Genomic DNA, 25,845 nt, shown 5'->3' with positions numbered 1-25,845 from the left:
TCCGGCGCTTTGCGCCGCGGGCTCCAATCGGCTAGAACGCGGCGCGACGCCCCTGACAGCCGAGACCTCCCAGACATGACCGACGCGACCACCATCAGCCCGCTCGATCAGGCCCGCATCCTGTCCGAAGCACTCCCGCACATGCAGGAGTATGACGACGAAACCATCGTCATCAAATATGGCGGCCACGCCATGGGTGACGAGGACACCGCGAAGGCGTTTGCGCGCGACATCGTGCTGCTCGAGCAGACCGCGATCAACCCGGTGGTGGTGCATGGCGGCGGGCCGCAGATCGCGACCATGCTCAAGCGCCTCGGCATCGTCTCGGAATTCGCGGCCGGCCTGCGCATCACCGATGCCGCGACCATCGAGATCGTCGAGATGGTGCTGGCCGGCTCGATCAACAAGCAGCTGGTCGGTTACATCAACGAGGCTGGCGGCAAGGCCGTCGGGCTGTGCGGCAAGGACGGCAACATGGTGCGCGCGGTCAAGGCGACCCGCACCATGGTCGATCCCGACAGCCACATCGAGAAGGTGGTCGATCTCGGCTTCGTCGGCGAGCCGGACAAGGTCGATCTCACGCTGCTGAACCAGCTGATCGGCTACGAGCTGATCCCGGTGCTGGCGCCGCTCGCGACCTCGAAGGAGGGCCAGACCTTCAACGTCAATGCCGACACCTTCGCCGGCGCCGTCGCCGGCGCGCTGAAGGCCAAGCGGCTGCTGCTGCTGACCGACGTGCCCGGCGTGCTCGACAAGTCGAAGAAGCTGATCCCGGAAATCTCGATCAAGGACGCGCGCAAGCTGATCGCCGACGGCACCATCTCCGGCGGTATGATCCCCAAGGTCGAGACCTGCATCTACGCGCTCGAGCAGGGCGTGCAGGGCGTCGTCATCCTCGACGGCAAGGTGTCGCACGCGGTGCTGCTCGAGCTGTTCACCAACCAGGGCACGGGCACGCTGATCCACAAGTGATGGGCACGGCCGCCACCACATTAAAGGTCGTCATGCCCGGGCTTGACCCGCCTGCGCGGCCGAAGCCGCTTCGGCGCGGCGAAGGCCCGGGCATCCACGCCTTACTCTCTGGTGCTCGCAAAAAGATGGATGGCCGGGTCAAGCCCGGCCATGACGGCGGAGAGGGAGGTGGACGAGCGAAGTCCATCCTGGCGCGCGCTTTACTTGCCCTAACGGTCCTCCTTCCGCTCCTCGCCTTCACCACCCCTGCCCGCGCCGACCTCAAGCTCTGCAATCGCATGAGCTACGTTGTGGAGGCCGCAATCGGCATCGACGAGAAGGCGGCGACCGCAACGCGCGGCTGGTTCCGGCTCGATCCGGCGACCTGCCGCGTGGTGCTGCAGGGGACGCTGACCGCCGACCGCATTCTCTTGCATGCGCGTGCGCTCAGCCTCTACGGCGCGTCGCCGCTCGCCGAGAACGGCAACGACCAGCTGTGCGTGGCGCCCGACAATTTCGTCATCGCCGCCGCCCGGCAGTGCCGCACCGGGCAGACGCCGGCGGCCTTCACACAGGTCACGCCGAGCAAGACCGATGACGGCACCCTGATCGCCTATCTCGCCGAGAGCGCCGAATATGACGACGAGCAGGCGCGGCTCGCCGGCATCCAGCGGCTGCTCGGCATCGCCGGCTATGACGCCTCACCGATCGACGGCGTCGACGGACCGAAGACGCAGGCCGCGCTCGCGGCGTTCCTGAAAAGCCGCGGCTTGTCTTCTGATGTCGTGTCGCAGCCGAGCTTCTTCGCCACGATGGTCGATGCGGTGCAGACACCATCCCCGGTGGGACTGACCTGGTGCAACGACACGCCGCACAAGGTCATGGCGGCGGTCGGCACCGACGACGGCCGCACCGTGGTGAGCCGCGGCTGGTACCGGATCGATGCCGGCAAGTGCCTGCATCCCGACATCACCGGACAGCCGAAGAAGGTCTACAGCTTCGCCGAGGCGGTCGACGATGAGAACCGCACCATCAAGCTGAAGAACAAGCCGCTGAACTGGGGCGGCCTGGTGCAGCTCTGCACCCGCGAGAACAAGTTCGAGACCTCCGAGCAGGGCGACTGCCCGAGCCGCGGCTTCGCGGCCACCGGCTTCACTTCGGTCGACATCACCCGCGGCGGCAAGACGCTGCGGTTTGCGTTGCCGTGATGGACGCATCGATGAGTCCCGGGATACCGCAACAAATTCCGCCGTCATCCCGGCGAACGCCGGGATCCATAGCCACCGGCCGTGGTTTGGGCCGCCAGCGTCAGCCATCCTGCCTCAAGACAGATCACGCGGTATGGGTCCCGGCGTTCGCCGGGACGACAGCGGAATATGCCGCGCCACTGTGGCCGAATGAACCCACGCATGATGGACCGAGGCACACATGACAAAGTCCCCCCGCGCCTTCGATCACGTCGACACCTGGGTGTTCGATCTCGACAACACGCTGTATCCGCATCACGTCAATCTGTGGCAGCAGGTCGATGCCAGGATCGGCGAATTCGTGTCCAACTGGCTCAAGGTCGATGCGGACGAAGCGCGCCGCATCCAGAAGGACTACTACCGCCGCTACGGCACCACGATGCGCGGCATGATGACCGAGCACGGCGTGCATGCCGACGACTTCCTGGCCTACGTGCACAAGATCGACCATTCGCCGCTGGAGCCGAACTCGGCGATGGGCGCGGCGATCGAGCGACTGCCCGGACGCAAGCTGATCCTGACCAACGGCTCGGTGGACCATGTCGGCGCGGTGCTGAGCCGGCTCGGCATCGCAGACCATTTCCATGGCGTGTTCGACATCATCGCCGCCGAATTGACACCGAAGCCCGCGCGCGAGACCTATGACAAATTCGTCCGGCTGCACGATGTCGATCCGACGCGCTCCGCGATGTTCGAGGACCTCTCCCGCAACCTCGTCGTCCCGCACGACCTCGGCATGACCACGGTGCTCGTCGTACCGGACGGCACCAAGGAGGTGGTGCGCGAGGATTGGGAGCTGTCGGGCCGCGATGATCCGCATGTGGATCATGTGACGGACGATCTGACCGGGTTCTTGCAGCGGCTGCTGGCTGAATAGCTCCGCTGTCGTCCCGGACAAGCGAAGCGTCCGGCGGACATGAGATGCGATGGGCGTCCGACAAACTCAGTGTCGTCCCGGGCTTGACCCGGGACCCATAACCACCGGCGGATGTGTGGGCACGCAAGTGGCTAAGGATGTGCCCAACACGTCTCCCTGTGGTTATGGGTCCCGGATCGGCGCTCGCGATATAAAGTCGTCTCAATAGCGACAGCCGGGCGCTCCGCTTGTCCGGGACGACGCCGGTGGGTGCCTTGACTCCCTTGCCCCAAACCCGGAAAAAGCCGCCCTGCCCCCAGCTTCTACAAGTCTATCCCGGTCGGCCCGGGACCAAGCGAGGATCGACCGATGTCACTGTCCGCCCTGGAATCCACCATCAACAGCGCCTTCGATGCCCGTGATGGCGTCTCGACCACGACCAAGGGCGAGGTCCGCGACGCCGTGGAGAGCGCGCTGGAGCTGCTCGACAAGGGCGAGGCCCGGGTCGCCGAGCGGGGCACGGACGGCAAGTGGAGCGTCAACCAGTGGCTCAAGAAGGCGGTGCTGCTGTCGTTCCGCCTCAACGACATGAGCGTGATCCCCGGCGGCCCCGGCCAGGCGTCGTGGTGGGACAAGGTGCCGTCGAAGTTCGAGGGCTGGGGCGAGAACCGTTTCCGTGACGCCGGCTTCCGCGCCGTGCCGGGCGCAATCGTGCGCCGCTCGGCCTTCATCGCCAAGAACGTCGTGCTGATGCCGTCCTTCGTCAATCTCGGCGCCTATGTCGACGAGGCGACCATGGTCGACACCTGGTCGACGGTCGGCTCCTGCGCCCAGATCGGCAAGCGCGTGCACATTTCCGGCGGCGTCGGCATCGGCGGCGTGCTGGAGCCGCTGCAGGCCGGTCCCGTCATCATCGAGGATGACTGCTTCATCGGCGCGCGCTCGGAGGTTGCCGAAGGCGTGGTCGTGCGCAAGGGCGCGGTGCTGTCGATGGGCGTGTTCCTGGGCGCCTCGACCAAGATCGTCGACCGCGAGACCGGCGAGGTTTTCGTCGGCGAGGTGCCGGAATATGCCGTCGTGGTGCCGGGCGCGCTGCCGGGCAAGCCGATGAAGAACGGCCAGATCGGCCCCTCCACCGCCTGCGCCGTCATCGTCAAGCGCGTCGACGAGCGCACCCGCTCCAAGACCTCGATCAACGAGCTGTTGCGCGACTGATCGAACCCCCATTGCGGTGAAGACGACGAATCTCCGGACCGGCCACGCCGCCCGTCCGGAGATCGCCCATGGATTGGACCTGGTTTCTGTTCCGCTTCGACGGCCGCATCAACCGCGCCAAGCTCTGGCTGTCGCTGCTGGTGATCTTTGGCTGGATGCTCTTCGCCGTAGCGCTGATGGCCGGCGCAAGCCGGCTGCTGGGCGGCCCGGCGGTCGCCAAGCTCAATCTCGCCGACATCTTTGCAGTCCTCGACCCCGACACCTTTCGCGGCCTGACGCGTGCCGATCTCCCGTCCGTCGCCGTCCATGTCGTTCTCACCCCGGTGTTCGCCTGGGTGTTTGCTGCGGGCGTCATCAAGCGGCTGCACGACCGCGACAAGAGCGGCTGGTGGATGGTGCCGTTCTTCGTCGGTCCCGGACTGGCCAACCAGTACGCCGAGCGCCTGCCCGGCACGATCCTTCCGACGATCATGGAGGGCCTGACCGCACTGCTCTCGCTGTGGGGCTTCATCGAGTTGTACTGCCTGGCCGGCGATCGTTGGACCAATCGGTTTGGGCCGAGCCCCTTGGCGAAGGTCGGGCCCAGCGGACGCTGCGGCCAGCAGACCCCGCCGCGGGGCGCCTGGGACCAGCACAAGGAGCTGGAATTCGCGCCGCATGTGAGCAGCCCCGCTGCTGGCCGAAGCGGCAATCGGCAGCACTAGCCGGCTGCCAAATGAGCATGTTAAGCGGAGGACATGACGGATGCCCTCACCATCACCCGCGACCTGATCCGCTGTCCCTCCGTGACCCCCGCCGATGCCGGGGCGCTCGGCGTGCTCGAAACCCTGCTGAAAGAGGCGGGGTTCACCACACATCGCGTGACGTTCTCCGAAGCCGGCACTCCCGACATCGACAACCTCTATGCCCGCATCGGAACCGATGGGCCGCACATCACCTTCGCCGGTCACACCGATGTCGTGCCGCCCGGCGATGAAGCGGCGTGGAGCCTGCCCGCGTTCTCGGGCGAGGTGAAGGACGGCTACATCTATGGCCGTGGCGCAGTCGACATGAAAGGCGGCATCGCCTGCAGCGTCGCCGCGGCGCTGGACTATCTGCGCGACAAGGGTGGACGGCCGAGAGGCTCGATCTCGTTCCTCATCACCGGCGACGAAGAGGATGTGTCGATCAACGGCACCATCAAGCTGCTGCAATGGGCGGCCGAGCGCGGCGAGCGCTTCGACCACTGCGTGCTCGGCGAGCCGTCGAACCAGGAAGTCATGGGTGACTGCATCAAGATCGGCCGCCGCGGCTCGCAGTCGGGCACCCTGATCGTCGAGGGCAAGCAGGGCCACGTCGCCTATCCGCACCGCGCCTCGAACCCCGTGCCGGATATCTCGCGCCTGATCGTGGCCTTGTCGGACGAACCGCTCGACCACGGCAGCGCGCAGTTCCAGCCGTCGAACCTCGAATTCACCACGGTCGACGTCGGCAACGCCGCCAGCAATGTCATTCCCGGACTGGCGCGGGCGAAATTCAACATCCGCTACAATGACTGCCATACGCAGGAGACGCTGCGCGCGCTGGTCGAGGAGCGGCTGGCGAAGGCCTGCGGCAATCGCATCCGCGCCCGCATCGACTGGCTGCCGTCGAACTCCAACGTGTTCCTGACCAAGCCCGGACCGTTCACCGACCTCGCGGTTGCCGCGATCGAGAGCGTGACGGGCCGCAAGCCGGAGCTCTCGACCACCGGCGGCACCTCGGACGCGCGCTTCATCTCGAGCTACTGCCCGGTGATCGAGTTCGGCCTGGTCGGCCAGACCATGCACCAGATCGACGAGCGCGCCTCGGTCGCCGACATCGCCACCCTGACGAAGATCTATCGCGGCATTCTCGATCGCTACTTCGCGTGACCCACTCGCTGCGGATCATTGCGAGCACAGCGAGGGATCCAGGGTGTCTCCGCGGCAGCGATCTTGATCGCTTCGCGCCTCGATTGTGCGCCACCGCAATCTCCAGTGGAGCAGCCTCAATTAGTAGTCGACCTTCACGAGATAGAGCCCTTCCGGTGGCGCGACGACGCCACAGGCGGCGCGATTGCGCGCGGCGAGCGCGGCGGCGAGATCATCTGCGGTCCAGCGGCCCTGCCCGACCCACACCAGCGAGCCGACCATCGAGCGCACCTGGCTATGCAGATAGGAGCGCGCGGAGGTGAGGATGGTGATCGCATCGCCGTCCCTCACGACATCGAGTTGATCGAGCGTCTTCTCCGGCGACTTCGCCTGACATTCCGTATCGCGGAAGGTCGTGAAATCATGCCTGCCGAGCAGCCGCTGCGCCGCCGCATGCATCGCCTCCGAATCCAGCCGCTGCGGCACGCGCCAGACGCGGCCGACCTCGAGCGCAAGATTGGAGCGGCGATTGACGATGCGATAGCGGTAGTGCCGCTTCCGCGCGGAGAACCGCGCTTCGAAGCTGTCGGGCACGATCTCGGCATGGAGCACCGCAACCGGGTTCGGCCGCAGATGCGCGTTGAGTGCGTCGCGCAGCTTGTCGGGGCGGAACTCCTTGGCGATGTCGCAATGCGCGACCTGCCCCATGGCGTGGACGCCGGCGTCGGTACGGCCAGAACCGTGCACGCGCGTCGGCACGCCGCAGGTCGCCTGCACCGCCGCTTCCAGCGCGCCCTGCACCGACGGCAAGGTCGCCTGCAGCTGCCAGCCGCAGAACGGCGCGCCGTCATATTCGATGGTGAGCTTGTAGCGGGGCATCGCCTCGATCGCGTTTGGCCGTCATTGCCGGGCTTGACCCGGCAATCCATCCATGGACGAAGCTTGTTCGCGAGATGGATGCGCGGGTCAAGCCCGCGCATGACGAGCTGAATTGGTCAGCCGAAGCGCCGGCCCGGCGCGACGGGCGTGCCGCGCAGGAAATCCGCGGCTTTCATCGGGCCCTTGCCGGCGCGCTGCAGCTCGGTGACGCGGATGGCGCCGTCGGCGCAGGCGATGGTGAGCTGCTCGTCGAGCACGGCGCCGGGCTCGCCCCGGCCGTCGGCGAGCGCGCAGCGCAGGATCTTCAAACGCGCCGCCTCGCCATCGAGGGTGACCTCGCTCCAGGCGCCGGGGAACGGCGACAGGCCGTGGATGTGACGCAGCACCGTATGCGCCGGCTTCGTCCAGTCGATCCGCGCCTCGGCCTTCTCGATCTTGGCCGCGTAGGTCACGCCGTCCTCGGCCTGCTTCGTCAACGTCAGCCCGCCGCGCGCCAGCGCCGCGATCGCGCGCACCATCAGGTCGGCGCCGATCCGCGACAGGCGATCGTGCAGGTCGGACGCCGTCATCGCGTCAGTGATGGGCAGACGCTCGGCCATCGCGACGTCGCCGGTGTCGAGACCGACATCCATCTTCATGACCATCACGCCGCTTTCGGCGTCCCCTGCCATGATGGCACGGTTGATCGGCGCAGCGCCGCGCCAGCGCGGCAGCAGCGAGGCGTGGAGGTTGTAGCAGCCGAGTTTTGGTGCATCGAGAATCGCCTGCGGCAGGATCATGCCATAGGCGACGACGACGGCGGCGTCGGCCTGGTGGGCGCGGAACGCAGCCAGCGCGTCCTCGGTCTTCAGCGTCTTCGGCGTGAGCACGGGAATGCCGAGCCGCCGCGCCTCGGTCTCGATCGGAGTCGGGGCCAAGGCCAAGCCACGGCGGCCACCGGGCTTCGGCGCGCGCGTGTAGACGGCCACGATCTCGTGGCCGTGGCCGGCGAGCTCGAGCAGGGTCGGCACGGCGAAATCCGGCGTGCCCATGAAGATCAGGCGAAGCGGCATCTGGTGCGCCCCTCAAGGCTTCATCCTGCCGTCATTGGCCGGGCTCGTCCCGGCCATCCACGTCGCAATGCCAACGCGAGAGGCAAGACGTGGATGCCCGGGTCAAGCCCGGGCATGACGGAGGAGAGAGTTGATCGTTACTCGCCGGCGCGCTTGGCGGCCTTGGTGAACTTCTTCATCACGCGGTCGCGCTTGAGCTTCGACAGATAGTCGATGAATAGCACGCCGTTGAGATGGTCGATCTCGTGCTGGATGCAGGTGGCGTAGAGCCCCTCCGCATCCTCCTCGCGGACCAGCCCGTCGAGATCGGTGAAGCGTACGCGCACACGCGCCGGCCGCTCGACCTCCTCGTAATATTCGGGGATCGACAGGCAACCTTCCTCGTAGACCGACAGCTCGTCCGACTTGGCAACGATCTCCGGATTGATGAAGACGCGCGGCTCGCGCTTGCCTTCCCCGTTCGCGTCGGGCTTGGCCAGATCCATGGTGATGACGCGCAGCGGCTGCGCGACCTGAATCGCTGCGAGCCCGATGCCTGGCGCGTCGTACATGGTCTGAAACATGTCGTCGACCAGCTGCCGGATCTCCGGCGTGACCTTCTCGACCGGCTTGGACACCAGCCGCAACTGCCGGTCCGGCAGGATGATGATTTCTCTTAGGGACATGGCGCGCGATTTAAGCCGCGGAACCGGCGCGGTCAATGTGATGGCTCGCAGTTAAGACTTCGCTAACCATGAATTTCAATGTCTCGTTAACCATGATTCTTTACCCGGCCTTAACCATAAACGTTCTCTCTTCGTTCGCGAGGTCTTGCGAATCGGATAGACGGGGGTGATGACCGCCAGCCAGTCCCTCAATCCTGTCGTCGTCATGATCGGCGATCTGCCGGTGCGCGCCAGCGACGCGCTGATCGGGTTTGGCGTGCTGGTTCTGCTCCTGCTGCTGATGATCGTCGCGGCCGTGGTGCGCTCCGGCCGGCGCGGCGCCGAGCTCGCGGCCCAGCAGGCGATACGCGCCGATGAGATCGAACAGCGGTTCGGCGAGATGATCCGGGTGCAGAGCGAGGCCTCCGGCCGGGTCGACGCGATGGCGCAGCTGCTTGCCGGGCGGCAGGTGGACCTGGCGCGCAGCGTCAACGAGCGGCTCGACGCCGTCACCCATCGCGTCGGCCAATCGATGGAGCAGACCACGCGCCACACCATGGATTCCTTGCGCGTGCTGCACGAGCGGCTCGGCATCATCGACAACGCGCATCGCGATCTCAGCGAGCTCACGACACAGGTCACGACCTTGCGCGACGTGCTCGCCAACAAGCAGTCGCGTGGCGCATTCGGCCAGGCGCGCATGGAGGCGATCGTCCAGGACGGGCTGCCGAAGGGCAGCTACGCCTTCCAGTACACGCTCGTCAGCGGCAAGCGGCCGGACTGCGTCGTGTTCCTGCCCGACACGCGGCCGCTGTGCATCGACGCCAAGTTTCCGCTCGAGGCAGTGACCGCGCTGCACGACGCGGAGACGGAGGACGAAAAGCGCGCCGCCGCGCAGCGCCTGCGCACCGACGTGCTGCGCCACGTCAACGACATCGCCGAGAAGTACCTCGTGGTCGGCGAGACGCAGGACACGGCGCTGATGTTCGTGCCGTCGGAATCGGTCTACGCCGAGATCCATGACGGCTTCGACGATGTCATCCAGAGAGCCTATCGCGCCCGTGTCGTGCTGGTGTCGCCGTCGCTGCTGATGCTCGCGATCCAGGTCATGCAGCAGATCATGAAGGACGCGCGCATCCGCGACGCCGCCGACCAGATCCGCAACGAGGTCATCCATCTCGGCGACGACCTCGGCCGCCTGCGCGAGCGCGTGCTCAAGCTGCAGAAGCATTTTGGCGATGTCGGCGAGGACATCCGCCAGATCCTCATCTCCGCCGACAAGATCGAAAAGCGCGCCGCGCGGATCGAGGAGCTCGATTTCAGCAAGCCGGATGCGCCGGCGGACTCTCCGCGCGTTGCGCCGGGCGCGGGCGCGACGCCGGACCTGTTTCCGCTGGCGGGGCGGATGCAGGCGGGGGAATGACCGCGGCGTCGCGAAAGCTGTCCAGATCTGCTACCACCCATCGATGACCGCACCTGACGCCGCCTCCGACATCAGAGCAACCGCTGCAAAGCCTGAGGCCAAGCTCGCCCCCACCTGGCGCGAAAGCATGGCCGTCTACCTGCAGCCGCGCGTGCTCGTGGTGCTGTTCCTCGGCTTCTCCTCAGGTCTGCCGCTGGCGCTGTCCGGCTCGACGCTTCAGATCTGGATGCGCGAGCTCGGCGTCGATCTCGGGACCATCGGGCTGTTCGCGCTGGTCGGCACGCCCTACACGCTGAAATTCCTTTGGGCGCCGCTGGTCGACGCGCTGCACGTGCCGCTGCTGACGCGCGCCTTCGGGCGGCGGCGCGGCTGGCTGGTGTTCGCGCAATTGCTGCTGATCGCGGCCATCCTGCTGCTGGCCGTGACTGACCCGGCGCATGCGCCGTTCATGGTCGCGCTGGCCGCGCTGCTGGTCGCCGCGATGTCGGCGACCCAGGACATCGTGGTCGATGCCTTCCGCGTCGAGAGCCTTCCGGAGAGCGAGCAAGCCGCGGGCATGGCGGCGTATGTCGCCGCCTACCGCATCGGCATGCTGGTCTCGACCGCCGGCGCGCTGGTGGTGGTCAGTGCATTCGAGAACTCGGGGTTGACGCGTCCGTCGTCCTGGATGTGGGGCTATGTCGCGATGGCCGGAATGGTGCTGATTGGCACGATCACGGCCCTCGCGGCGACCGAGCCGGCACAGTCGCAGCAGGCGGAGGCCGCGATGGGCGCGGACACCGCGCTCACCCGCGTGATGCATGCGGCCGCCGGAGCCTTCGTCGAGTTCCTCAGCCGACGTGATGCGCTCACGGCGCTCGCCTTCGTCGTGCTGTTCAAGTTCACCGACGCCTTCTCCGGCACGATGACCGCGCCGTTCGTGATCGATCTCGGCTTCAGCAAGGTCGACTACGCAGCGATCGTGAAAGGCGTCGGCCTCGCCGCCACGCTCGCCGGCGGCTTTGCCGGCGGCTTCGTCGCGCGGCGCTATTCGCTCGCCACCAGCCTGTGGATCGGCGGCATCGTGCAGGCGCTGGCCAACCTGTCGTTCTCATGGCTCGCCATCGTCGGCGTCAATCAATGGGCGCTGGCGCTGGCGATCTCTGCGGAGAACTTCACCAGCGCGATCGGCACCGTGATCTTCGTCGCCTATCTCTCTGCGCTGTGCCAGAATCCGCTGCACACCGCGACCCAATATGCGCTGCTCACCGCACTCGCCGCGGTTGGACGAACCTATCTGTCATCGGGCGCGGGCTATGTGGCGAAGGCGACCGGCTGGCCCACATTCTTCGTCATCTGCGCGCTCGTCGCGATCCCGAGCCTCGTGCTGCTTGCTTGGCTGCAGCGGCGCGGGCATTTCGATGAATTGGGGCCAGTGAAGGTCTAGCTGCCGCCTGGAGTTAGACTGTCATCCTCCGCGAAGGCGGGTGATCCGGCATTGCGGAGACGTCGGCGATCGACCGCGAGACCGCGGCGTACTGGATCGCCCGGTCAAGCGGGGCGATGACAGCGGAAATCGTGGCGTTGCATTCGCGTGAATGCTCCCAGCGGCCTCAACGCTTCACCAAGCTCCACTTGGTCACGACCGCCTCGCTCATCTGTCCCGCATCATGCGCGCAGGCGATCTCGTCGACCTTGACCGCGATCTGCTTGCCGAGCAACCCCTTGAGCTGCGACGCCTGAGCCGTGTTCGCGGTGACGAGCTGGAACGTCTCCGGGCCGGTCTCGAGATTGCACAACCCGCTCGGCGGCGGCAGACGGCGCGGCTCGCTGGTGATCTGATAGGCCGCGGAGGGCTGGCCCGGCTTGGCGCCTTTCAGCTTCAGCGCGTTCAGCTCGCCGGACAGCACGTCACCGGCATTGAGCGGCTTGCCGACCTTCTGCGGTGTCTCGCTCTGCTGCGCCAGGACGGACGGAGCCGAGAGCGCCACCCAAATCGCGCCCAAAGCCAGCCGTTTGCCGAATCCGCGTTTCGTCATCATTCCACTTTCGTCTGTGCCTAGAACAAGGTCCGCTGCCGCATCGCGGCCGAGAGCGTGCCTTCGTCGAGATAGTCGAGCTCGCCGCCGACCGGCACGCCATGCGCCAGCCGCGTGACCTTGACGTTCGCCTCCTGCAGGAGGTCGGTGATGTAGTGGGCGGTGGTCTGGCCATCGACCGTCGCGTTCAATGCGAGGATGATCTCCTGCACCTCCGGCGCATGCGCGCGCTGCACCAGCGCGTCGATGGTGAGGTCCTGCGGACCGACTCCGTCGAGCGGCGACAAGGTGCCGCCGAGCACGTGATAGCGGCCGTTCGAGGCCTTGGCGCGCTCCAGCGCCCAGAGATCGGCGACATCGGCGACGACGACGATCATCGCGGGATCGCGCCGCGGATCGGTGCACACCGTACAGGGATTCTGGGTATCGATGTTGCCGCAGGTCTTGCAGACCTGGATGCGGTCGATCGCGACCTGCAGCGCCGAGGCGAGCGGCACCATCAGCGCCTCGCGCTTCTTGATCAGATGGAGCGCGGCACGCCGCGCCGAGCGCGGCCCGAGGCCGGGCAGGCGCGCAAGCAGCTGGATCAGGCGTTCGATCTCAGGACCGGCGACGGCCATCAGTTCACGAATGTCATCGGGTCAACTAACCAAAACCGAAGCCTGGCGGCAGGCCGAGCTTGCCGGTGATGGCCTGCATCTTCTCCTGCATCGCGGCTTCCGCCTTGCGCCGCGCGTCGCCGTGCGCGGTGACCAGCAGGTCTTCCAGGATCTCGGCCTCCTCCGGCTTGAGCAGCGACGGATCGATCTTGATGCTCTTCACGTCCATCTTGGCGGTCATGCGCACGGCGACCAGACCGCCGCCCGAGATGCCCTCGACCTCGACGTTGCCGAGCTCCTCCTGCATTTCCTGCATCTTCGTCTGCAGCTGCGCCGCCTGTTTCATCATGCCGAGAAAGTCAGCCATCGGAGCACCTCATCATCAGCCTTCTTGTTGAGCATGATCTTTCGGAAGACCGGTTTCCACGTTTCCGGATCATGCTCTAGAAATCGTCATCGTCGGACTCGTCGGGCGGCTCGACAGCACTGGCGTCCGATTCGGGCGGCTCGGGGGCGAGCCGGCGCACTTCGACCACCTTGGTGCCCGGGAACCGCGCCAGGATCTCCTGTACGCGCGGATCGGCCTCCGCCGCCGCCTCGCGCTCGCTCTTGGCGCGCAGATTCTGCTCGCGCAAGGTCGCCTGACCCGGCTCGTTGGAAACGATCACCGTCCAGCGCCGGCCGGTCCAGTCTTCCAGCTTGCGGCCGAGGTCCGAGACAAGCGAGCGTTGCGCCGTCCGTTCCAGCGCGATCTCCAGCCGTCCCTCTTCGAAGCGGACCAGCCGCACGTCCATCTCCAGCGCGCTCTTGGTGATCAGGTCACGATTCTTGCCGGCCAGCGCGACAAGTTCCTGGAAGCTCGCCAAGCGCAGCGCGGGCTGGTCCTGCGATGCCGGTGACGGCTGCGATGACATCGCCTGCGGGCGCATCGAACCGCCGACCGCGGCGAGCGTCGGGCCTTGCGCGCGCGGCGCCTGCATCGGCGCCGACGTCATCACAGGCGGCGTTCCCGCGCTCATGGTGGATGCCGGCGCAGGACGTGCCCCGCCGCCGTTCGTGACGATCGGCGAGCCACCACCGTTCTGGTCGATCATCCGAATGGCTTCGTCAGGCGTCGGCAGATCGGCCGCATAGGCAATCCGCACCAGCACCATTTCCGCCGCAGCCGCAGGCCGCGTCGCACCTTGAGTCTCGGCGATGCCCTTCAGCAGCATCTGCCACATCCGCGACAGCACGCGCATCGATAGCTTGGTGGCGAAGTCGCGCGCGCGCAGCCGCTCGGTCTCGCTGAAGGCGACGTTGTCAGCCGTGGCCGGCACGACCTTCACCCGGGTGACGAAGTTCACGAACTCGGCCAGGTCCGACAGCACGACCACGGGGTCGGCGCCGACGTCATATTGCTCGCGGAATTCCTTGAAGGCGGCGGCGATGTCGCCGCTTGCGAGATGGTGGAACAGGTCGATGACGCGAGTGCGGTCGGCGAGGCCGAGCATCTGCCGGACATCGTCGGCGCGGACTTCTCCGGCGCTGTGCGCGATCGCCTGATCGAGCAGCGACAAGGAATCGCGCACCGAGCCTTCGGCGGCGCGCGCGATGATGCCGAGCGCCTCGGGCTCGATCGTCACGCCTTCCTTGGTCGCGATGCCCGAAAGATGTTTCATCAGCACGTCGGCCTCGACCCGCCTCAGGTCGAAGCGCTGGCAGCGCGACAGCACCGTCACCGGGACCTTGCGAATCTCGGTGGTGGCGAACACGAACTTGGCGTGCTCCGGCGGCTCCTCCAAGGTCTTCAGGAAGGCGTTGAACGCCGCCGTCGACAGCATGTGGACTTCGTCGATGATGTAGACCTTGTAGCGCGCGCTGGCCGGCGCATAGCGGACGCTGTCGTTGATCTGGCGGACGTCGTCGACGCCGGTATGCGACGCCGCGTCCATCTCCAGGATGTCCATGTGCCGGCTTTCCATGATCGCCTGGCAATGGGTGCCGAGCACCGGCATGTGGATCGTCGGGCCCTTCACCGAACCGTCGGGCAGCTCGTAGTTCAGGGCGCGGGCGAGGATGCGGGCGGTGGTGGTCTTGCCGACGCCGCGGACGCCGGTCAGGATCCAGGCCTGCGGAATCCGGCCGGTCTCGAACGCGTTCGAGACCGTGCGCACCACGGCCTCCTGGCCGATCAGATCCGCGAAGCTGGAGGGGCGGTATTTGCGCGCCAGCACCCGGTAGGGCTTGGCGGGAGCGTCGGCGCTGTCAGGCGGAACAGGTGGGGCGCCAGCGTCAGTCATCGAGCGATCCGCAAGTGAGCATTCCAGTCCGGCATCGATCGCGATCGTCGACGCCATCAGCCTCGACGCAATCAACCGGAGCGCGGTCGAGCGCCCGCCCTGCGCGGGGTCCCCGCCATCTTTGCGCGATTCGCTCGAAAAAACAGGTAGGAGACTGACGAGCGACCCGATCCGGACCTCGTTAGGGCTGCTTCCTTCCGGACCTGACCCGGTTGGCGAGTGGCTCGTCCACCGCCAATCTCCCGCTGCCTATTTGGGGCCAAACGGTCCGGAAAGCAAGCGCGAGCTTCGCCGGCCCGCTCTACCGCCCCGCGGGCTTGTGCCGCAGCTCGGAAAGGCTTTAGGTGCCGTCGAGCTCCCGCCTGACCATCCGCCAGGAACCGCCGCATGCCCGAATCAGCCTGGTCGCTGCATCCGCAACTTGCGAAGGATACGATCGACATTGGCGACCTGCCGCTGTCCCGCGTGCTGGTGATCAAGGACGCGAACTATCCCTGGCTGCTGCTGGTGCCGCGGCGCGAGGGCGCGGTCGAGATCATCGATCTCGACGAGGTCGCGCAGGCGCAGCTGATGACCGAGATCACGCGGGCGTCACGCGCGCTCAAAGAGATCACCAAATGCGACAAACTCAACGTCGCCGCGCTCGGCAACATGGTGCCGCAGTTGCACGTCCACATCATCGCGCGACGCACAAGTGACGTGGCCTGGCCGCGACCGGTGTGGGGCGCCGCGCCGCCCGTGCCCCACGATGCGCAGGAGGTGCAGCAGTTCATCAGCGCTATCAGGCGCAAGATCTGGCTAGGGTGAGAGATGTCGCCATTCGACTTGTTTCCGCTGGGCAAGCCGGCCTTCGTCGGCCATCCGATCGATCGCGCCGCCCATCTGCGCTTCCACGACGACAAGCTGATTGCCTTCGAGAGCAAGCCGTCGACGCGGGCCTATGTCGTGCATCGCGATTCGCTGGTGCTGAAGCGCGAGGGCGACCAGCTGCGCGCGCTGCTGTCGATCGACGAGGCGCTGAAGTTCGGTGCCAATCCGGGAACGATCTTCCTCGGGCTGCAGGACGGAGCGGCCGTGTTCGGCATGGGCATCTCGCCGGCCGCGGTCGAGAAGCTCGCCGGGCGGGAGGACGTGTCCGTGACCGAGTTGCGCGGCATGGCGATGCAGGGCGCGATCCCGGTCGACCAGCTCGCCACCATCGCGATGGCCAAGTCCCTGGTGTCCTGGCATCAGCGCCACGGCTTCTGCGCCAATTGCGGCGCCAAGACCGCCATGCGCGAGGGCGGCTGGAAGCGCGAATGCCCGAGCTGCAAGACGGAGCATTTCCCGCGCACCGATCCGGTCGTGATTTCGCTGGTCGCCTCCGGCGACAAGTGCCTGCTCGGGCGGCAGAAGCAGTTTCCGACCGGCATGTATTCCTGCCTCGCCGGCTTCGTCGAGGCGGCTGAGACGATCGAGGACGCCGTCCGTCGCGAGGTGTTCGAAGAATCCGGCATTCGCTGCACCGACGTGACTTATTACATGACCCAGCCTTGGCCCTACCCCTCGTCGTTGATGATCGGCTGCAGCGCCCGGGCGCTCAACGAAGACATCGTCATCGACCGCACCGAGCTCGAGGACGTGCGCTGGTTCAGCCGCGACGAGGCCCGGCAGATGCTGCTGCGGCAGCATCCGGATGGCTTGGCAGGACCGCATCCGTTCGCCATTGCTCATCATCTGGTCGGCCGCTGGTTGAAAGAGAACGACGAGCGGTAGCAGGAAACCAGCCTGCCTCGCCGCGGAAACGGCCAGACCCGGCGGCAAAGGGCTGAACGGCCGATCCTTGCCTTGGAACGATTTTCTCTATATGAGGGTTTTATAGCCTTCTTATGGAACAAGTTTCTCCATGACCGATGTCGCCGCCCAAGGCTCCGAGGCCAATCGCCGGCTCGATGCGATCGACCGCAAGATTCTGATGGTCCTGCAGGAGGACGCATCGCTGTCCGTCGCCGAGATCGGCGATCGGGTCGGATTGTCGTCGACACCGTGCTGGAAGCGCATCCAGCGGCTGGAGGCCGATGGCGTGATCCTGCGCCGGGTGGCCCTGGTCGATCAGAACAAGATCGGGCTCGGCATCTCCGTGTTCGTGTCGGTGGAGAGCGCGGACCATTCCGAGGCCTGGCTGCGCAAATTCGCCGAGGCGGTCAGCTCGATGCCGGAGGTGATGGAGTTCTACCGGATGGCCGGCGACGTCGACTACATGCTGCGCGTCGTCGTTGCGGACATGCAGAGCTACGATGTCTTCTACAAGAAGCTGATCAGCGCGGTGCCTCTCAAGAACGTCACCTCGCGCTTCGCCATGGAGAAGATCAAGTCGGTCACGGCGCTGCCGGTGCCGCCGGTCTGAGCCGAGCATTCCGGGCCGCTTGGATGTTGCAGCGCTGGCGTCCCCAAACTCAGGCGTCATCCCTAACGAACGTTTACCGGAAGTTATTCCCATCCCTCTATTCTTGGATGCGATGACGTCCGGTGCAACCATACCTCAGTCTTCGCGCCCGTGGCTCAATGCCACGGCGCTTCTGATCGCGAGCTTTGTCGCGGTCGCCGCGCTGTCACTCCAAGTGCGCGCGGGGAGCGAAATCGTGGCCGTCGCTTTCCCACCTTGGTGGAGCGCGCAACACGCAATGCTCGCCGCGGCCTCGGCTGACGCCGCGCTCGTGCGCACAACGGCCATTTCATCGCTGCTGGTCGTTCGTCCCGGCGAACACGACGGCTCGGCGCGGCTGCGCGAGGCCGGCGCCTGGCTCATCATCGATCCGCAGGCGGTCTCTGCCTGCTTTGCAAAATGATCAAAATGATCTCTTTGGGGGAATCGGAAATGAACGTCGAGACCAGCGATCTGGCAACCCTCCGGCACACGACCAGCAAGCTTCTGCTGGCGATGCTCTGGGTTCACGTTCCGCTCTCCCTCATCATCGGGCTGTCGCGCGGCGACTGGCTGATGCCAACCATGCTCATGATCGTCATGGCCGTGGTGGCAACCCTTTCCTGGCGCAGCGCCGGCGACGCCTTGTCGACCCAGCTCACCGTCGCAGTCGCCGTCATGGGCGGCGTATCCGTGCTCGTCTACCAGATGTCCGGACATCCCTGGCAGATCGACATGCACATGTATTTTTTCGCCGCGCTCGCCTGTCTGGTCGCATATTGCGACTACCGGCCGATCCTGGCCGGCACGGTCGCCGTCGCGCTGCATCATCTGGTCCTGAACTTCGTCTTTCCTGCAGCGATCTACCCGGGCGGCGCTGATTTCGGCCGCGTTGTGCTGCATGCGGTCATCCTGCTGATCGAGGCCGGCGTTCTCATCGCCCTTGCGCTCAAGCTGACGCAGCTGTTCGAAACCAGCGCGCGCAAGACCGCGGAAGCCGAATCGGCGATCGCGGCCGAAGCGCGCGCCAACGCCGAGCGGTTCGAGGCCGAGCAACGCGTCAAGCAGCAGGCCGATCTTGCCCGTCGCGAGCTCGCCGAAGGCTTCGAGCGCAAGATCGGGGGCATCGTCGAGGCGGTGGCCGTCGCCGCCAACGAGATGCAGAGCCTGTCCTCGTCGATGAGCCGGAGCAGCGCGGAGTCCTCGCGCCAGACGTCGGCCGCGGCCGGCGCCTCGCAACAGGCGTCGACCAATGTCGAGACGGTCGCTGCCGCAACGGAAGAGCTGACCGCGTCGATCAACAATATCTCACAGCAGGTGACGCGGTCGGCGGAGATCGCCGCGAAAGCGGCGGACGAAGCTCGCCGCACCAACACGGTGGTCGAGAGCCTGGCTGCCGGCACCCAGAAGATCGGCGAGGTGGTGACGCTGATCCAGACGATCGCCAGCCAGACCAACCTGCTGGCGCTGAACGCCACCATCGAGGCGGCGCGCGCCGGCGAGCACGGCAAGGGTTTTGCCGTCGTGGCAAGCGAGGTCAAGGCGCTCGCCAATCAGACCGCGAAGGCCACCGAGGAAATTTCCAGCCAGGTGCAGAGCATCCAGAGCGCAACGGGTGACGCCGTCTCCGCCATCCAGGCGATCGGGGGAACGATTGCCGAGATCGACGACATCTCCAAGGAGATCGCCACCGCGGTCGAGCAGCAGGGCCTCGCCACCGGGGAAATTTCCGGCAACGTGCAGCAGGCGGCCGAAGGCACGCGGCTGGTCAGCCAAAGCATGGGCAGCGTGACCCGCGCTTCCGACGAGACCGGCAGCGCCGCCTCGCGGCTGCTGGAATCCGCGAACGGACTCACCTCGCAATCGAGCCGACTCAAATCCGAGGTCGATCAGTTCCTGAGCTCCCTGAGGGCCGCTTGATCGCATCGAACAGGATGGGATCGGCGCGAGCATCGGCCCTAGCGGGATATCATCAACGCGGCCTCAGATCGTCTGGTTGTAGGCGCCGACTTCGGGATGCGTCCGCAGCACCTCGTTGACCGCCTCGAACATGTCGTGCATGCGCCGCTCGGACACCGGGCTTTCGACCACCACCACGAGTTCGGGCTTGTTCGATGAGGCCCGCACCAGACCCCAGCTGCCGTCTTCGACCGTGACGCGGACGCCGTTGACGGTGACGAGATCGCGGATCTGCTGCCCCGCCACCTTGCTGCCCTGCCGCTGCAGCGCCTGGAAGTGCTTCACGACGGCGTCGGCGACGCCGTATTTGACCTCGTCGCCACAATGCGGCGACATGGTCGGCGACGACCAGGTCTTTGGCAGCGCGTCCTTCAGGTCGGCCATCGACTTGCCCGGCGCCCGATCGAGCATCTCGCAGATCGCGATCGCCGAGACCAGACCGTCGTCATAGCCCCGCCCGAACGGGCGGTTGAAGAAGAAGTGGCCCGACTTCTCGAAGCCGGCAAGCGCACCGAGCTCGTTGGTGCGGCGCTTCATGTAGGAATGGCCTGTCTTCCAATACGCCGTCTTCGCGCCCTGCGCCTGCAGCACGGGATCGGTCATGAACAGGCCGGTTGACTTCACGTCGACGACAAACTGCGCGTCCTTGTGGATCGCCGACATGTCGCGCGCCAGCATCACGCCGACCTTGTCCGCGAAGATCTCCTCGCCGGTGTTGTCGACTACGCCGCAGCGATCGCCGTCGCCATCGAAGCCGAGGCCGACATCGGCCTTATGCGCGAGCACGGCATCGCGGATGGCATGCAGCATCTCCATGTCTTCGGGATTGGGATTGTATTTCGGGAAGGTGTGATCGAGCTCAGTGTCGAGCGGAATGACCTCGCAGCCGATCGCCTCGAGCACGTCAGGCGCGAACGCGCCGGCGGTGCCGTTGCCGCAGGCCGCAACGACCTTGAGCCTGCGCTTCAGCTTCGGCCTGCTGGTGAGATCGGCGATGTAGCGCGCCGGGAAATTCTCGTGGAACTGATAGGAGCCGCCGCCGGCGTTCTTGAACTCGGCGTTGAGCACGATCTCCTTCAGCCGGGTCATCTCTTCCGGGCCGAAGGTGAGCGGGCGGTTGGCACCCATCTTCACGCCGGTCCACCCATTGTCGTTGTGCGAGGCGGTCACCATGGCGACGCAGGGCACATCGAGATCGAACTGGGCGAAATAGGCCATCGGCGTCACCGCAAGGCCGATGTCGTGCACCTTGCAGCCGGCGGCCATCAGGCCCGAGATCAGGGCGTATTTGATCGAGGCGGAGTAGCCGCGGAAATCGTGCCCGGTCACGATCTCCCGCTTGACGCCGCGTTCGGCGATCAGCGCGCCCAGCCCCATGCCGAGCGCCTGCACCCCCATCAAGTTGATTTCCTTGCTGAAGAGCCAGCGCGCGTCATATTCGCGGAAGCCCGTCGGCTTCACCATCGGCTCGGATTCGAAGGCGTAGGTATTGGGAACCAGGACGGGCTTGGGTTTCGGAAACATCAGGAGACGGCCTCGGGAAATCACATCAACGGAAGAATGCAGTCGTGCCTGATACGACGTCGGACGACAATGGCAGAAGGCAGATGAATGCAGGCAACAATCAGGCGGGACCGCCCCGTCCGCTGAACCAATCCGCCTGCCGGTATATGGGGGCCGTCACTGCATGCACCAAGATGCGGTGAAGGCGCAGCCTACTGCTCCAACACCATCTGGCCGTTGGCGTAGGCGAAGCGCTTCAGCTTGGACAGGAAGGACAGGCCAAGCAGGTTCTCCGACAGCGCGGTATCGGGCAGCACCAGGGCATCGACGTCGCGCACGGTGAGCTCGCCGAGCTCGACCATCGCGAGCCTGGCGCGGGCCGCCTTCACGGTGCCGTTCGCCGTGGTCACGGTGGCGGTGTAGTCGCCGCGCGCCGGACGGAGGCCGAAGCGGGCGGCCGAACTCTCGTTCAGCGCGACCATCGAGGCGCCGGTATCCACCATGAAGCTGATGCGCTGACCGTCGATGCGGCCGTCGGCGCGGAAGTGACCGCGACGGTCGGTCGGAATGCTGAGGCTGCGCTGGCCCGCGGCAGAGGATTCCACCGTGGCAACCCGCGCGGACGGTGTCGCGGATGCCGACGCGGGGGTCAGGCGATCGGCCAGTTGCGCCATGAAGGTGCCGAGACCGACGAGAACGGCCGCAAAGATCATTATGTTACGCATGACGCAAACGCCCGACTTTACCCCGCAACCGATTTGACCATCAAAGCCGCTGACGGGCGACTGCGAGTGACCGGCTGCCGCCGCCATTTTGGCGAAAACGATGAGTGAAGCGTTAACGACAACGACGGCGGCGGTACAATTTGCATGAGCTATGTCCCCCGCGGCTTGGCCCGCCGGGTCGGCTCGGCATGGGCGGGATCGTCGGGCCAGGGATGGCGCGGATAGCGGCCGCGCAGATCGGTGCGGACCGCGGCATAGGAGCCGCGCCAGAAGCCGGGCAGATCGCGCGTCACCTGCACCGGCCGCTGCGCCGGCGACAGCAGTTCCAGCACCAGCGGCACGGCCCCCCTGGCGATAGACGGATGGACGTTGAGACCGAACAGCTCCTGCAGCCGGACCGCGATGGTGGGCCCCTGCTCAGCCTCGTAGTCGATCGCCAGCATGGTGCCGGTCGGCGCCTCGAAATGGGTCGGCGCCTCCCGGTCGAGCCGGGCGCGCAGATCCCACGGCAGCAGCGCCATCACGGCATCGGAGACGTCGCCGGGCGAGGCGTCCTTGAGCGAGGTCTTGTCGGCCAGCAGCGGCACCAGCCACTCCTCCCGCCGCTCGGCGAGGCCCGCGTCCGACAGGTCCGGCCAGCTGTCGCCCTCCGCCTTGCGCAGGAAGGCGACGCGATCGCGCCATTGTCTGGCGGCCTTCGACCAGGGCAGCCGGTCGAGCCCGGCCGCGCAGATTCCTTCCGCGAAGATGCGCGCGGTCTCCTCCGAAGGCGTCAGCGCGACCGGCGCATCGGCCATGGTGATCGCGTGCAGCTTGCGCTTGCGGCGCGCCCGCAATGCCATCGCGCCATGATCGAAGCTGACCTCGTCCTTGGCTTCGATATGCGCAGCGAAGTGGCGCTCGATGTCCTCGATCGCCAGCGGGGCCGCCAGCAGGATACGGCCGCTGGCCGCCGTTCCCGTCAGCTCACCGACCGCGATATAGGGCACGCGCGCCAGCGACGAGGTTGGGTCGACGGCAGCGCCGCGGCCATTGGCGAGCACGAAGCTGCCATTGCCGCGATTGCGCGCCACCCGGTCGGGAAAGGCGAAGGCGAGCATCAGGCCGGTGGAGATATCCGCTTCTCCGGCGGGGGCGGACGCGGACGACACCTGCTGCGCCCACCGCCGCACCAGGTCGCGGGCACTTTGCGCGCGCGGCGAGCGGTCGCGGCGGAACTGATCGAGCCGCACCTCGAGATCAACGCTGTCGCCGCCCAGCCCGCGCTCGGTCAGGATGGCGGCGATGTCGGCGGCCTGCGCCGCCGCGCCGTGGTCGGCGGCATCGACGATCATCCGCGCCAGCCGCGGCGGCAGCGCCAGCGCCCGCAGCCGCCGGCCCTCGTCGGTCAGCCTGCCATCGGCATCGAGCGCATCGAGCTCGCGCAGCAGGTCCCTCGCCTCCTTCCAAGCCGGTTGCGGCGGCGGATCGAGGAAGCTCAGCGTGGAGGGGTCACTGACACCCCATTGCGCCAGATCGAGGACCAGCGAGGACAGGTCGGCGCTGAGAATTTCCGGCTGCGTATAGGCCGCCAGCGAGGCCGTCTGCGGCTCGTCCCATAACCGGTAGCAGACGCCAGGCTCGGTGCGGCCGGCGCGGCCGCGGCGCTGATCCACGGCGGCGCGCGAAGCCCGCACCGTCTCCAGCCTGGTCAGGCCGATGTCCGGCTCGTAGCGCGGCACCCGGGCGAGGCCGGAATCGACCACGATGCGCACGCCCTCGATGGTCAGCGAGGTCTCGGCAATCGAGGTCGCCAGCACCACCTTGCGCTGCCCCTTCGGGGCGGGCGAGATGGCGCGGTCCTGCACGGCGGAATCGAGCGCGCCGAACAGCGGCACGATCTCGACGCTGGCATCGTGGACGCGCTCGGCCAGCATGGTCTGGGTGCGCCGGATTTCGGCGGCCCCCGGCAGGAACGCCAGCACCGAGCCCGCGTCGGCGCGCAGCGCGGCCGCGATGGTCTCAGCCATCTGGCGTTCGACCGGCGCATCCGGCTTGCGGCCGACATAGCGCGTCTCGACCGGATAGGCGCGGCCTTCGCTCTCGACCACCGGCGCATTGCCGAGCAGGCTGGCGACGCGGGCGCCGTCGAGCGTCGCCGACATCACGAGGATGCGGAGATCCTCGCGCAAGCCCTGCTGCGCATCGCGTGCCAAAGCGAGGCCCAGATCGGCATCGAGCGAGCGCTCGTGGAATTCGTCGAACAGCACGGCGGCGACGCCGGTGAGCTCGGGATCGTCGAGGATCTGCCGGGTGAAGATGCCTTCGGTGACGACCTCGATGCGGGTCGCGCGCGAGACCTTCGAGCCGAATCGTACGCGATAGCCGACGGTCTCGCCGGCACGCTCGCCGAGCGACTTCGCCATCCGCTCGGCGCTGGCGCGGGCGGCGATCCGGCGCGGCTCCAGCACGATGATCTTGTTGGTCCCGACCCACGGCGCATCGCGCAGCGCCAGCGGCACCCGGGTCGTCTTGCCGGCACCAGGCGGCGCCACCAGCACGGCGGTGCTGCTGCGTGCGAGCGTGCCGGACAGTTCGTCCAGCACGGCATCGATGGGCAGCGGTGTATCGAAGCGAAGCGGCAATCGTCGAACCCGTCATTGCCCGCGAAGGCGGGCCATCCAGTAAACGCAGATCTCGCAGATGACGAAGATCGGGCGTACTGGATACCCCGCCCTCGCGGGGTATGACAACGCCATGTCACGCACGCCGCATCACGCGCCCTTCACGCCCGGCCGGCCCACGCTCTCGTAGACGAAGCCGTGCGCCGCCATCTCATCCGGGCGGTAGACGTTGCGCAGGTCGACGACGACAGGACTGGCCATCACCTCCTTGAGGCGATCGAGATCCATGGCGCGGTACTGCACCCATTCGGTCACCAGCACGATCGCATCGGCGCCCGTCGCGCACGCATAGGGATCGTCGTAATAGGCGATCTCCGGCAGCTCCTTCTTGGCCTGCTCGATGCCGACGGGATCATGCGCCCGCACCTTGGCGCCCATGTCGAGCAACCCGGTCACCAGCGGGATCGACGGCGCCTCGCGCATGTCGTCGGTCTCCGGCTTGAAGGTGAGGCCGAGCACAGCGACTGTCTTGCCGCGCAGATTGCCGCCGACGGCATGCGCCACCTTGCGCGCCATCGCACGCTTGCGGTTGTCGTTGACGGCCAGGACGGATTCGACGATGCGCAACTGCGTATCGTAGTCCTGCGCGATCTTGATCAGTGCGCGCGTGTCCTTCGGGAAGCACGAGCCGCCGAAGCCGGGACCGGCATGCAGGAACTTGGCGCCGATGCGGTTGTCGAGACCGATGCCGCGCGCCACCTCCTGCACGTCGGCGCCGACCTTCTCCGCGAGATCGGCGACCTCGTTGATGAAGGTGATCTTGGTCGCGAGGAACGCGTTGGCGGCGTATTTGATCAGCTCGGCGGTGCGCCGCGCCGTGTACATGACCGGCGCCTGGTTCAGCGACAACGGCCGATAGATGTCGCCGAGCACCTTGCGACCGCGGTCATCGTCGGTACCGACCACGATACGATCGGGCCATTTGAAGTCGCGGATCGCCGCACCCTCGCGCAGGAATTCCGGATTGGAGGCGACCACGACGTCGGCCGCCGGATTGGTCTCGCGGATGATGCGCTCGACCTCGTCGCCGGTACCGACCGGCACGGTCGATTTGGTCACGACGACCGTGAAGCCAGTGAGCGACGCGGCGATCTCGCGCGCCGCGGCATAGACGTAGGTGAGGTCGGCGTGACCGTCGCCGCGCCGCGACGGCGTACCGACCGCGATGAACACGGCGTCGGCTTCCGCGACCGGCTGCTTGAGATCGGTGGTGAAATCGAGCCGCTTGGCCTTCACGTTGGCCGCGACCAGCGCATCCAGCCCGGGCTCGAAGATCGGGATTTCTCCGCGATGCAGCGCGGCGATCTTGCTCTCGTCCTTGTCCACGCAGGTCACCTGGTGACCGAAATCGGCGAAGCAGGCACCGGACACCAGACCCACATAGCCCGTGCCGATCATCGCAATTCGCATCGAAACCCATCCTTCAAGGTTAATACTTTCGCGTCTTAAACCATTTGCGGTTCAAGGGGAATTTAGAAAACGGCATGACGTTTGGATGACAGAGAGGAGTATTAACGGCTCTGCCCGACAATGCGGCAGCTCCGCGCCAAAGAG

Annotated in this window: 24 protein-coding genes and 1 other RNA gene; 13 read left to right on the top strand and 12 right to left on the bottom strand. The window is 66.5% G+C overall.

Annotated elements, in window-relative coordinates; translation table 11 throughout:
* Positions 1-75: 75 nt before the first annotated feature.
* From argB to dapE, 6 genes are all read left to right on the top strand, one after another.
* Positions 76-972 carry an acetylglutamate kinase gene (gene argB / locus ACQR1F_RS15670; protein WP_315800474.1) on the top strand — a complete coding sequence of 299 codons (897 nt, stop codon included), beginning with the start codon at positions 76-78 and terminating at the stop codon, positions 970-972.
* Positions 973-1,097: 125 nt separating this feature from the next.
* Positions 1,098-2,159 (top strand): DUF1036 domain-containing protein, encoded by a 1,062-nt coding sequence (locus ACQR1F_RS15665; RefSeq protein WP_434913404.1) that lies wholly within the window; start codon positions 1,098-1,100, stop codon positions 2,157-2,159.
* A gap of 220 nt (positions 2,160-2,379) precedes the next feature.
* Positions 2,380-3,075, top strand: a complete 696-nt coding sequence (locus ACQR1F_RS15660; RefSeq protein ID WP_434838493.1) for a pyrimidine 5'-nucleotidase — start codon at positions 2,380-2,382, stop codon at positions 3,073-3,075.
* Between the two features lie 348 nt (positions 3,076-3,423).
* On the top strand, positions 3,424-4,269 hold the full coding sequence (gene dapD / locus ACQR1F_RS15655; RefSeq protein ID WP_315800476.1) for a 2,3,4,5-tetrahydropyridine-2,6-dicarboxylate N-succinyltransferase: 846 nt from the start codon (positions 3,424-3,426) through the stop codon (positions 4,267-4,269).
* A 68-nt stretch (positions 4,270-4,337) separates the two neighbouring features.
* Complete coding sequence (locus ACQR1F_RS15650; protein ID WP_434913403.1) at positions 4,338-4,973, top strand: DUF805 domain-containing protein; 636 nt, start codon at positions 4,338-4,340, stop codon at positions 4,971-4,973.
* 33 nt (positions 4,974-5,006) lie between these two features.
* Entirely contained in the window at positions 5,007-6,161 is a 1,155-nt protein-coding gene (dapE, locus tag ACQR1F_RS15645) for a succinyl-diaminopimelate desuccinylase (RefSeq protein ID WP_434913402.1), read from the top strand.
* A gap of 120 nt (positions 6,162-6,281) precedes the next feature.
* On the opposite strand, the gene truA is transcribed toward dapE, so the two are convergent.
* The 3 genes from truA to def all read right to left on the bottom strand — a co-directional run bounded on the left by truA (position 6,282) and on the right by def (position 8,736).
* Positions 6,282-7,019, bottom strand: a complete 738-nt coding sequence (gene truA, locus ACQR1F_RS15640) for a tRNA pseudouridine(38-40) synthase TruA (RefSeq protein WP_434838490.1) — start codon at positions 7,017-7,019, stop codon at positions 6,282-6,284.
* A 116-nt stretch (positions 7,020-7,135) separates the two neighbouring features.
* Entirely contained in the window at positions 7,136-8,071 is a 936-nt protein-coding gene (gene fmt / locus ACQR1F_RS15635; protein WP_434913401.1) for a methionyl-tRNA formyltransferase, read from the bottom strand.
* Between the two features lie 137 nt (positions 8,072-8,208).
* Entirely contained in the window at positions 8,209-8,736 is a 528-nt protein-coding gene (gene def, locus ACQR1F_RS15630) for a peptide deformylase (protein ID WP_315800481.1), read from the bottom strand.
* Between the two features lie 169 nt (positions 8,737-8,905).
* Here def and ACQR1F_RS15625 point away from each other — a divergent pair, with 169 nt between their 5' ends.
* Both ACQR1F_RS15625 and ACQR1F_RS15620 read left to right on the top strand, forming a co-directional pair.
* Positions 8,906-10,138: a DNA recombination protein RmuC gene (locus tag ACQR1F_RS15625; protein WP_434893219.1), complete on the top strand. Its 1,233-nt coding sequence runs from the start codon at positions 8,906-8,908 to the stop codon at positions 10,136-10,138.
* Between the two features lie 43 nt (positions 10,139-10,181).
* Complete coding sequence (locus ACQR1F_RS15620) at positions 10,182-11,564, top strand: AmpG family muropeptide MFS transporter (RefSeq protein WP_434913400.1); 1,383 nt, start codon at positions 10,182-10,184, stop codon at positions 11,562-11,564.
* A 166-nt stretch (positions 11,565-11,730) separates the two neighbouring features.
* Here ACQR1F_RS15620 and ACQR1F_RS15615 read toward each other — a convergent pair whose 3' ends face one another.
* From ACQR1F_RS15615 to ffs, 5 genes are all read right to left on the bottom strand, one after another.
* The gene (locus ACQR1F_RS15615; protein WP_434913452.1) at positions 11,731-12,156 is read right to left on the bottom strand and encodes a hypothetical protein; all 426 of its coding nucleotides are present in this window, start codon (positions 12,154-12,156) and stop codon (positions 11,731-11,733) included.
* 20 nt (positions 12,157-12,176) lie between these two features.
* The gene (gene recR, locus ACQR1F_RS15610; RefSeq protein WP_315715349.1) at positions 12,177-12,776 is read right to left on the bottom strand and encodes a recombination mediator RecR; all 600 of its coding nucleotides are present in this window, start codon (positions 12,774-12,776) and stop codon (positions 12,177-12,179) included.
* Between the two features lie 25 nt (positions 12,777-12,801).
* On the bottom strand, positions 12,802-13,122 hold the full coding sequence (locus ACQR1F_RS15605) for a YbaB/EbfC family nucleoid-associated protein (protein WP_315715348.1): 321 nt from the start codon (positions 13,120-13,122) through the stop codon (positions 12,802-12,804).
* Positions 13,123-13,198: 76 nt separating this feature from the next.
* Positions 13,199-15,037: a DNA polymerase III subunit gamma/tau gene (locus ACQR1F_RS15600; protein WP_315800483.1), complete on the bottom strand. Its 1,839-nt coding sequence runs from the start codon at positions 15,035-15,037 to the stop codon at positions 13,199-13,201.
* A gap of 146 nt (positions 15,038-15,183) precedes the next feature.
* An RNA gene (gene ffs, locus ACQR1F_RS15595) (signal recognition particle sRNA small type) lies at positions 15,184-15,280 on the bottom strand.
* Positions 15,281-15,424: 144 nt separating this feature from the next.
* On the opposite strand from ffs, the gene ACQR1F_RS15590 reads away from it, so the two are divergent.
* The 5 genes from ACQR1F_RS15590 to ACQR1F_RS15570 all read left to right on the top strand — a co-directional run bounded on the left by ACQR1F_RS15590 (position 15,425) and on the right by ACQR1F_RS15570 (position 19,361).
* Positions 15,425-15,844 (top strand): HIT family protein, encoded by a 420-nt coding sequence (locus ACQR1F_RS15590; protein ID WP_315715346.1) that lies wholly within the window; start codon positions 15,425-15,427, stop codon positions 15,842-15,844.
* Positions 15,845-15,847: 3 nt separating this feature from the next.
* A complete protein-coding gene (nudC, locus tag ACQR1F_RS15585; RefSeq protein ID WP_315800484.1) occupies positions 15,848-16,792 on the top strand; it encodes an NAD(+) diphosphatase in 945 nt (314 codons plus the stop codon).
* Positions 16,793-16,922: 130 nt separating this feature from the next.
* Entirely contained in the window at positions 16,923-17,423 is a 501-nt protein-coding gene (locus ACQR1F_RS15580; protein WP_315715344.1) for an Lrp/AsnC family transcriptional regulator, read from the top strand.
* Between the two features lie 112 nt (positions 17,424-17,535).
* The gene (locus ACQR1F_RS15575) at positions 17,536-17,865 is read left to right on the top strand and encodes a hypothetical protein (RefSeq protein ID WP_315800486.1); all 330 of its coding nucleotides are present in this window, start codon (positions 17,536-17,538) and stop codon (positions 17,863-17,865) included.
* A gap of 29 nt (positions 17,866-17,894) precedes the next feature.
* Complete coding sequence (locus ACQR1F_RS15570) at positions 17,895-19,361, top strand: methyl-accepting chemotaxis protein (protein ID WP_434873461.1); 1,467 nt, start codon at positions 17,895-17,897, stop codon at positions 19,359-19,361.
* Between the two features lie 63 nt (positions 19,362-19,424).
* Here the strand turns inward: ACQR1F_RS15570 and ACQR1F_RS15565 are convergent, their stop codons facing one another.
* The 4 genes from ACQR1F_RS15565 to ACQR1F_RS15550 all read right to left on the bottom strand — a co-directional run bounded on the left by ACQR1F_RS15565 (position 19,425) and on the right by ACQR1F_RS15550 (position 25,701).
* Complete coding sequence (locus tag ACQR1F_RS15565; protein WP_434913399.1) at positions 19,425-20,924, bottom strand: phosphomannomutase/phosphoglucomutase; 1,500 nt, start codon at positions 20,922-20,924, stop codon at positions 19,425-19,427.
* A gap of 191 nt (positions 20,925-21,115) precedes the next feature.
* Positions 21,116-21,616 (bottom strand): TIGR02281 family clan AA aspartic protease, encoded by a 501-nt coding sequence (locus ACQR1F_RS15560; RefSeq protein WP_316183297.1) that lies wholly within the window; start codon positions 21,614-21,616, stop codon positions 21,116-21,118.
* A 161-nt stretch (positions 21,617-21,777) separates the two neighbouring features.
* The gene (gene hrpB / locus ACQR1F_RS15555) at positions 21,778-24,252 is read right to left on the bottom strand and encodes an ATP-dependent helicase HrpB (protein ID WP_434913398.1); all 2,475 of its coding nucleotides are present in this window, start codon (positions 24,250-24,252) and stop codon (positions 21,778-21,780) included.
* Positions 24,253-24,381: 129 nt separating this feature from the next.
* Positions 24,382-25,701, bottom strand: coding sequence for a UDP-glucose dehydrogenase family protein (locus ACQR1F_RS15550; RefSeq protein ID WP_434913397.1), 1,320 nt, complete (start codon positions 25,699-25,701; stop codon positions 24,382-24,384).
* Between the last annotated feature and the right edge of the window lie 144 nt (positions 25,702-25,845).

Origin of the sequence: Bradyrhizobium sp. HKCCYLS3013 (assembly GCF_051167615.1) — a bacterium.
GTDB lineage: Bacteria > Pseudomonadota > Alphaproteobacteria > Rhizobiales > Xanthobacteraceae > Bradyrhizobium.
The sequence above is the reverse complement of the archived record's forward strand: the minus strand, read 5'-3'. Positions and strand labels throughout refer to the sequence as shown.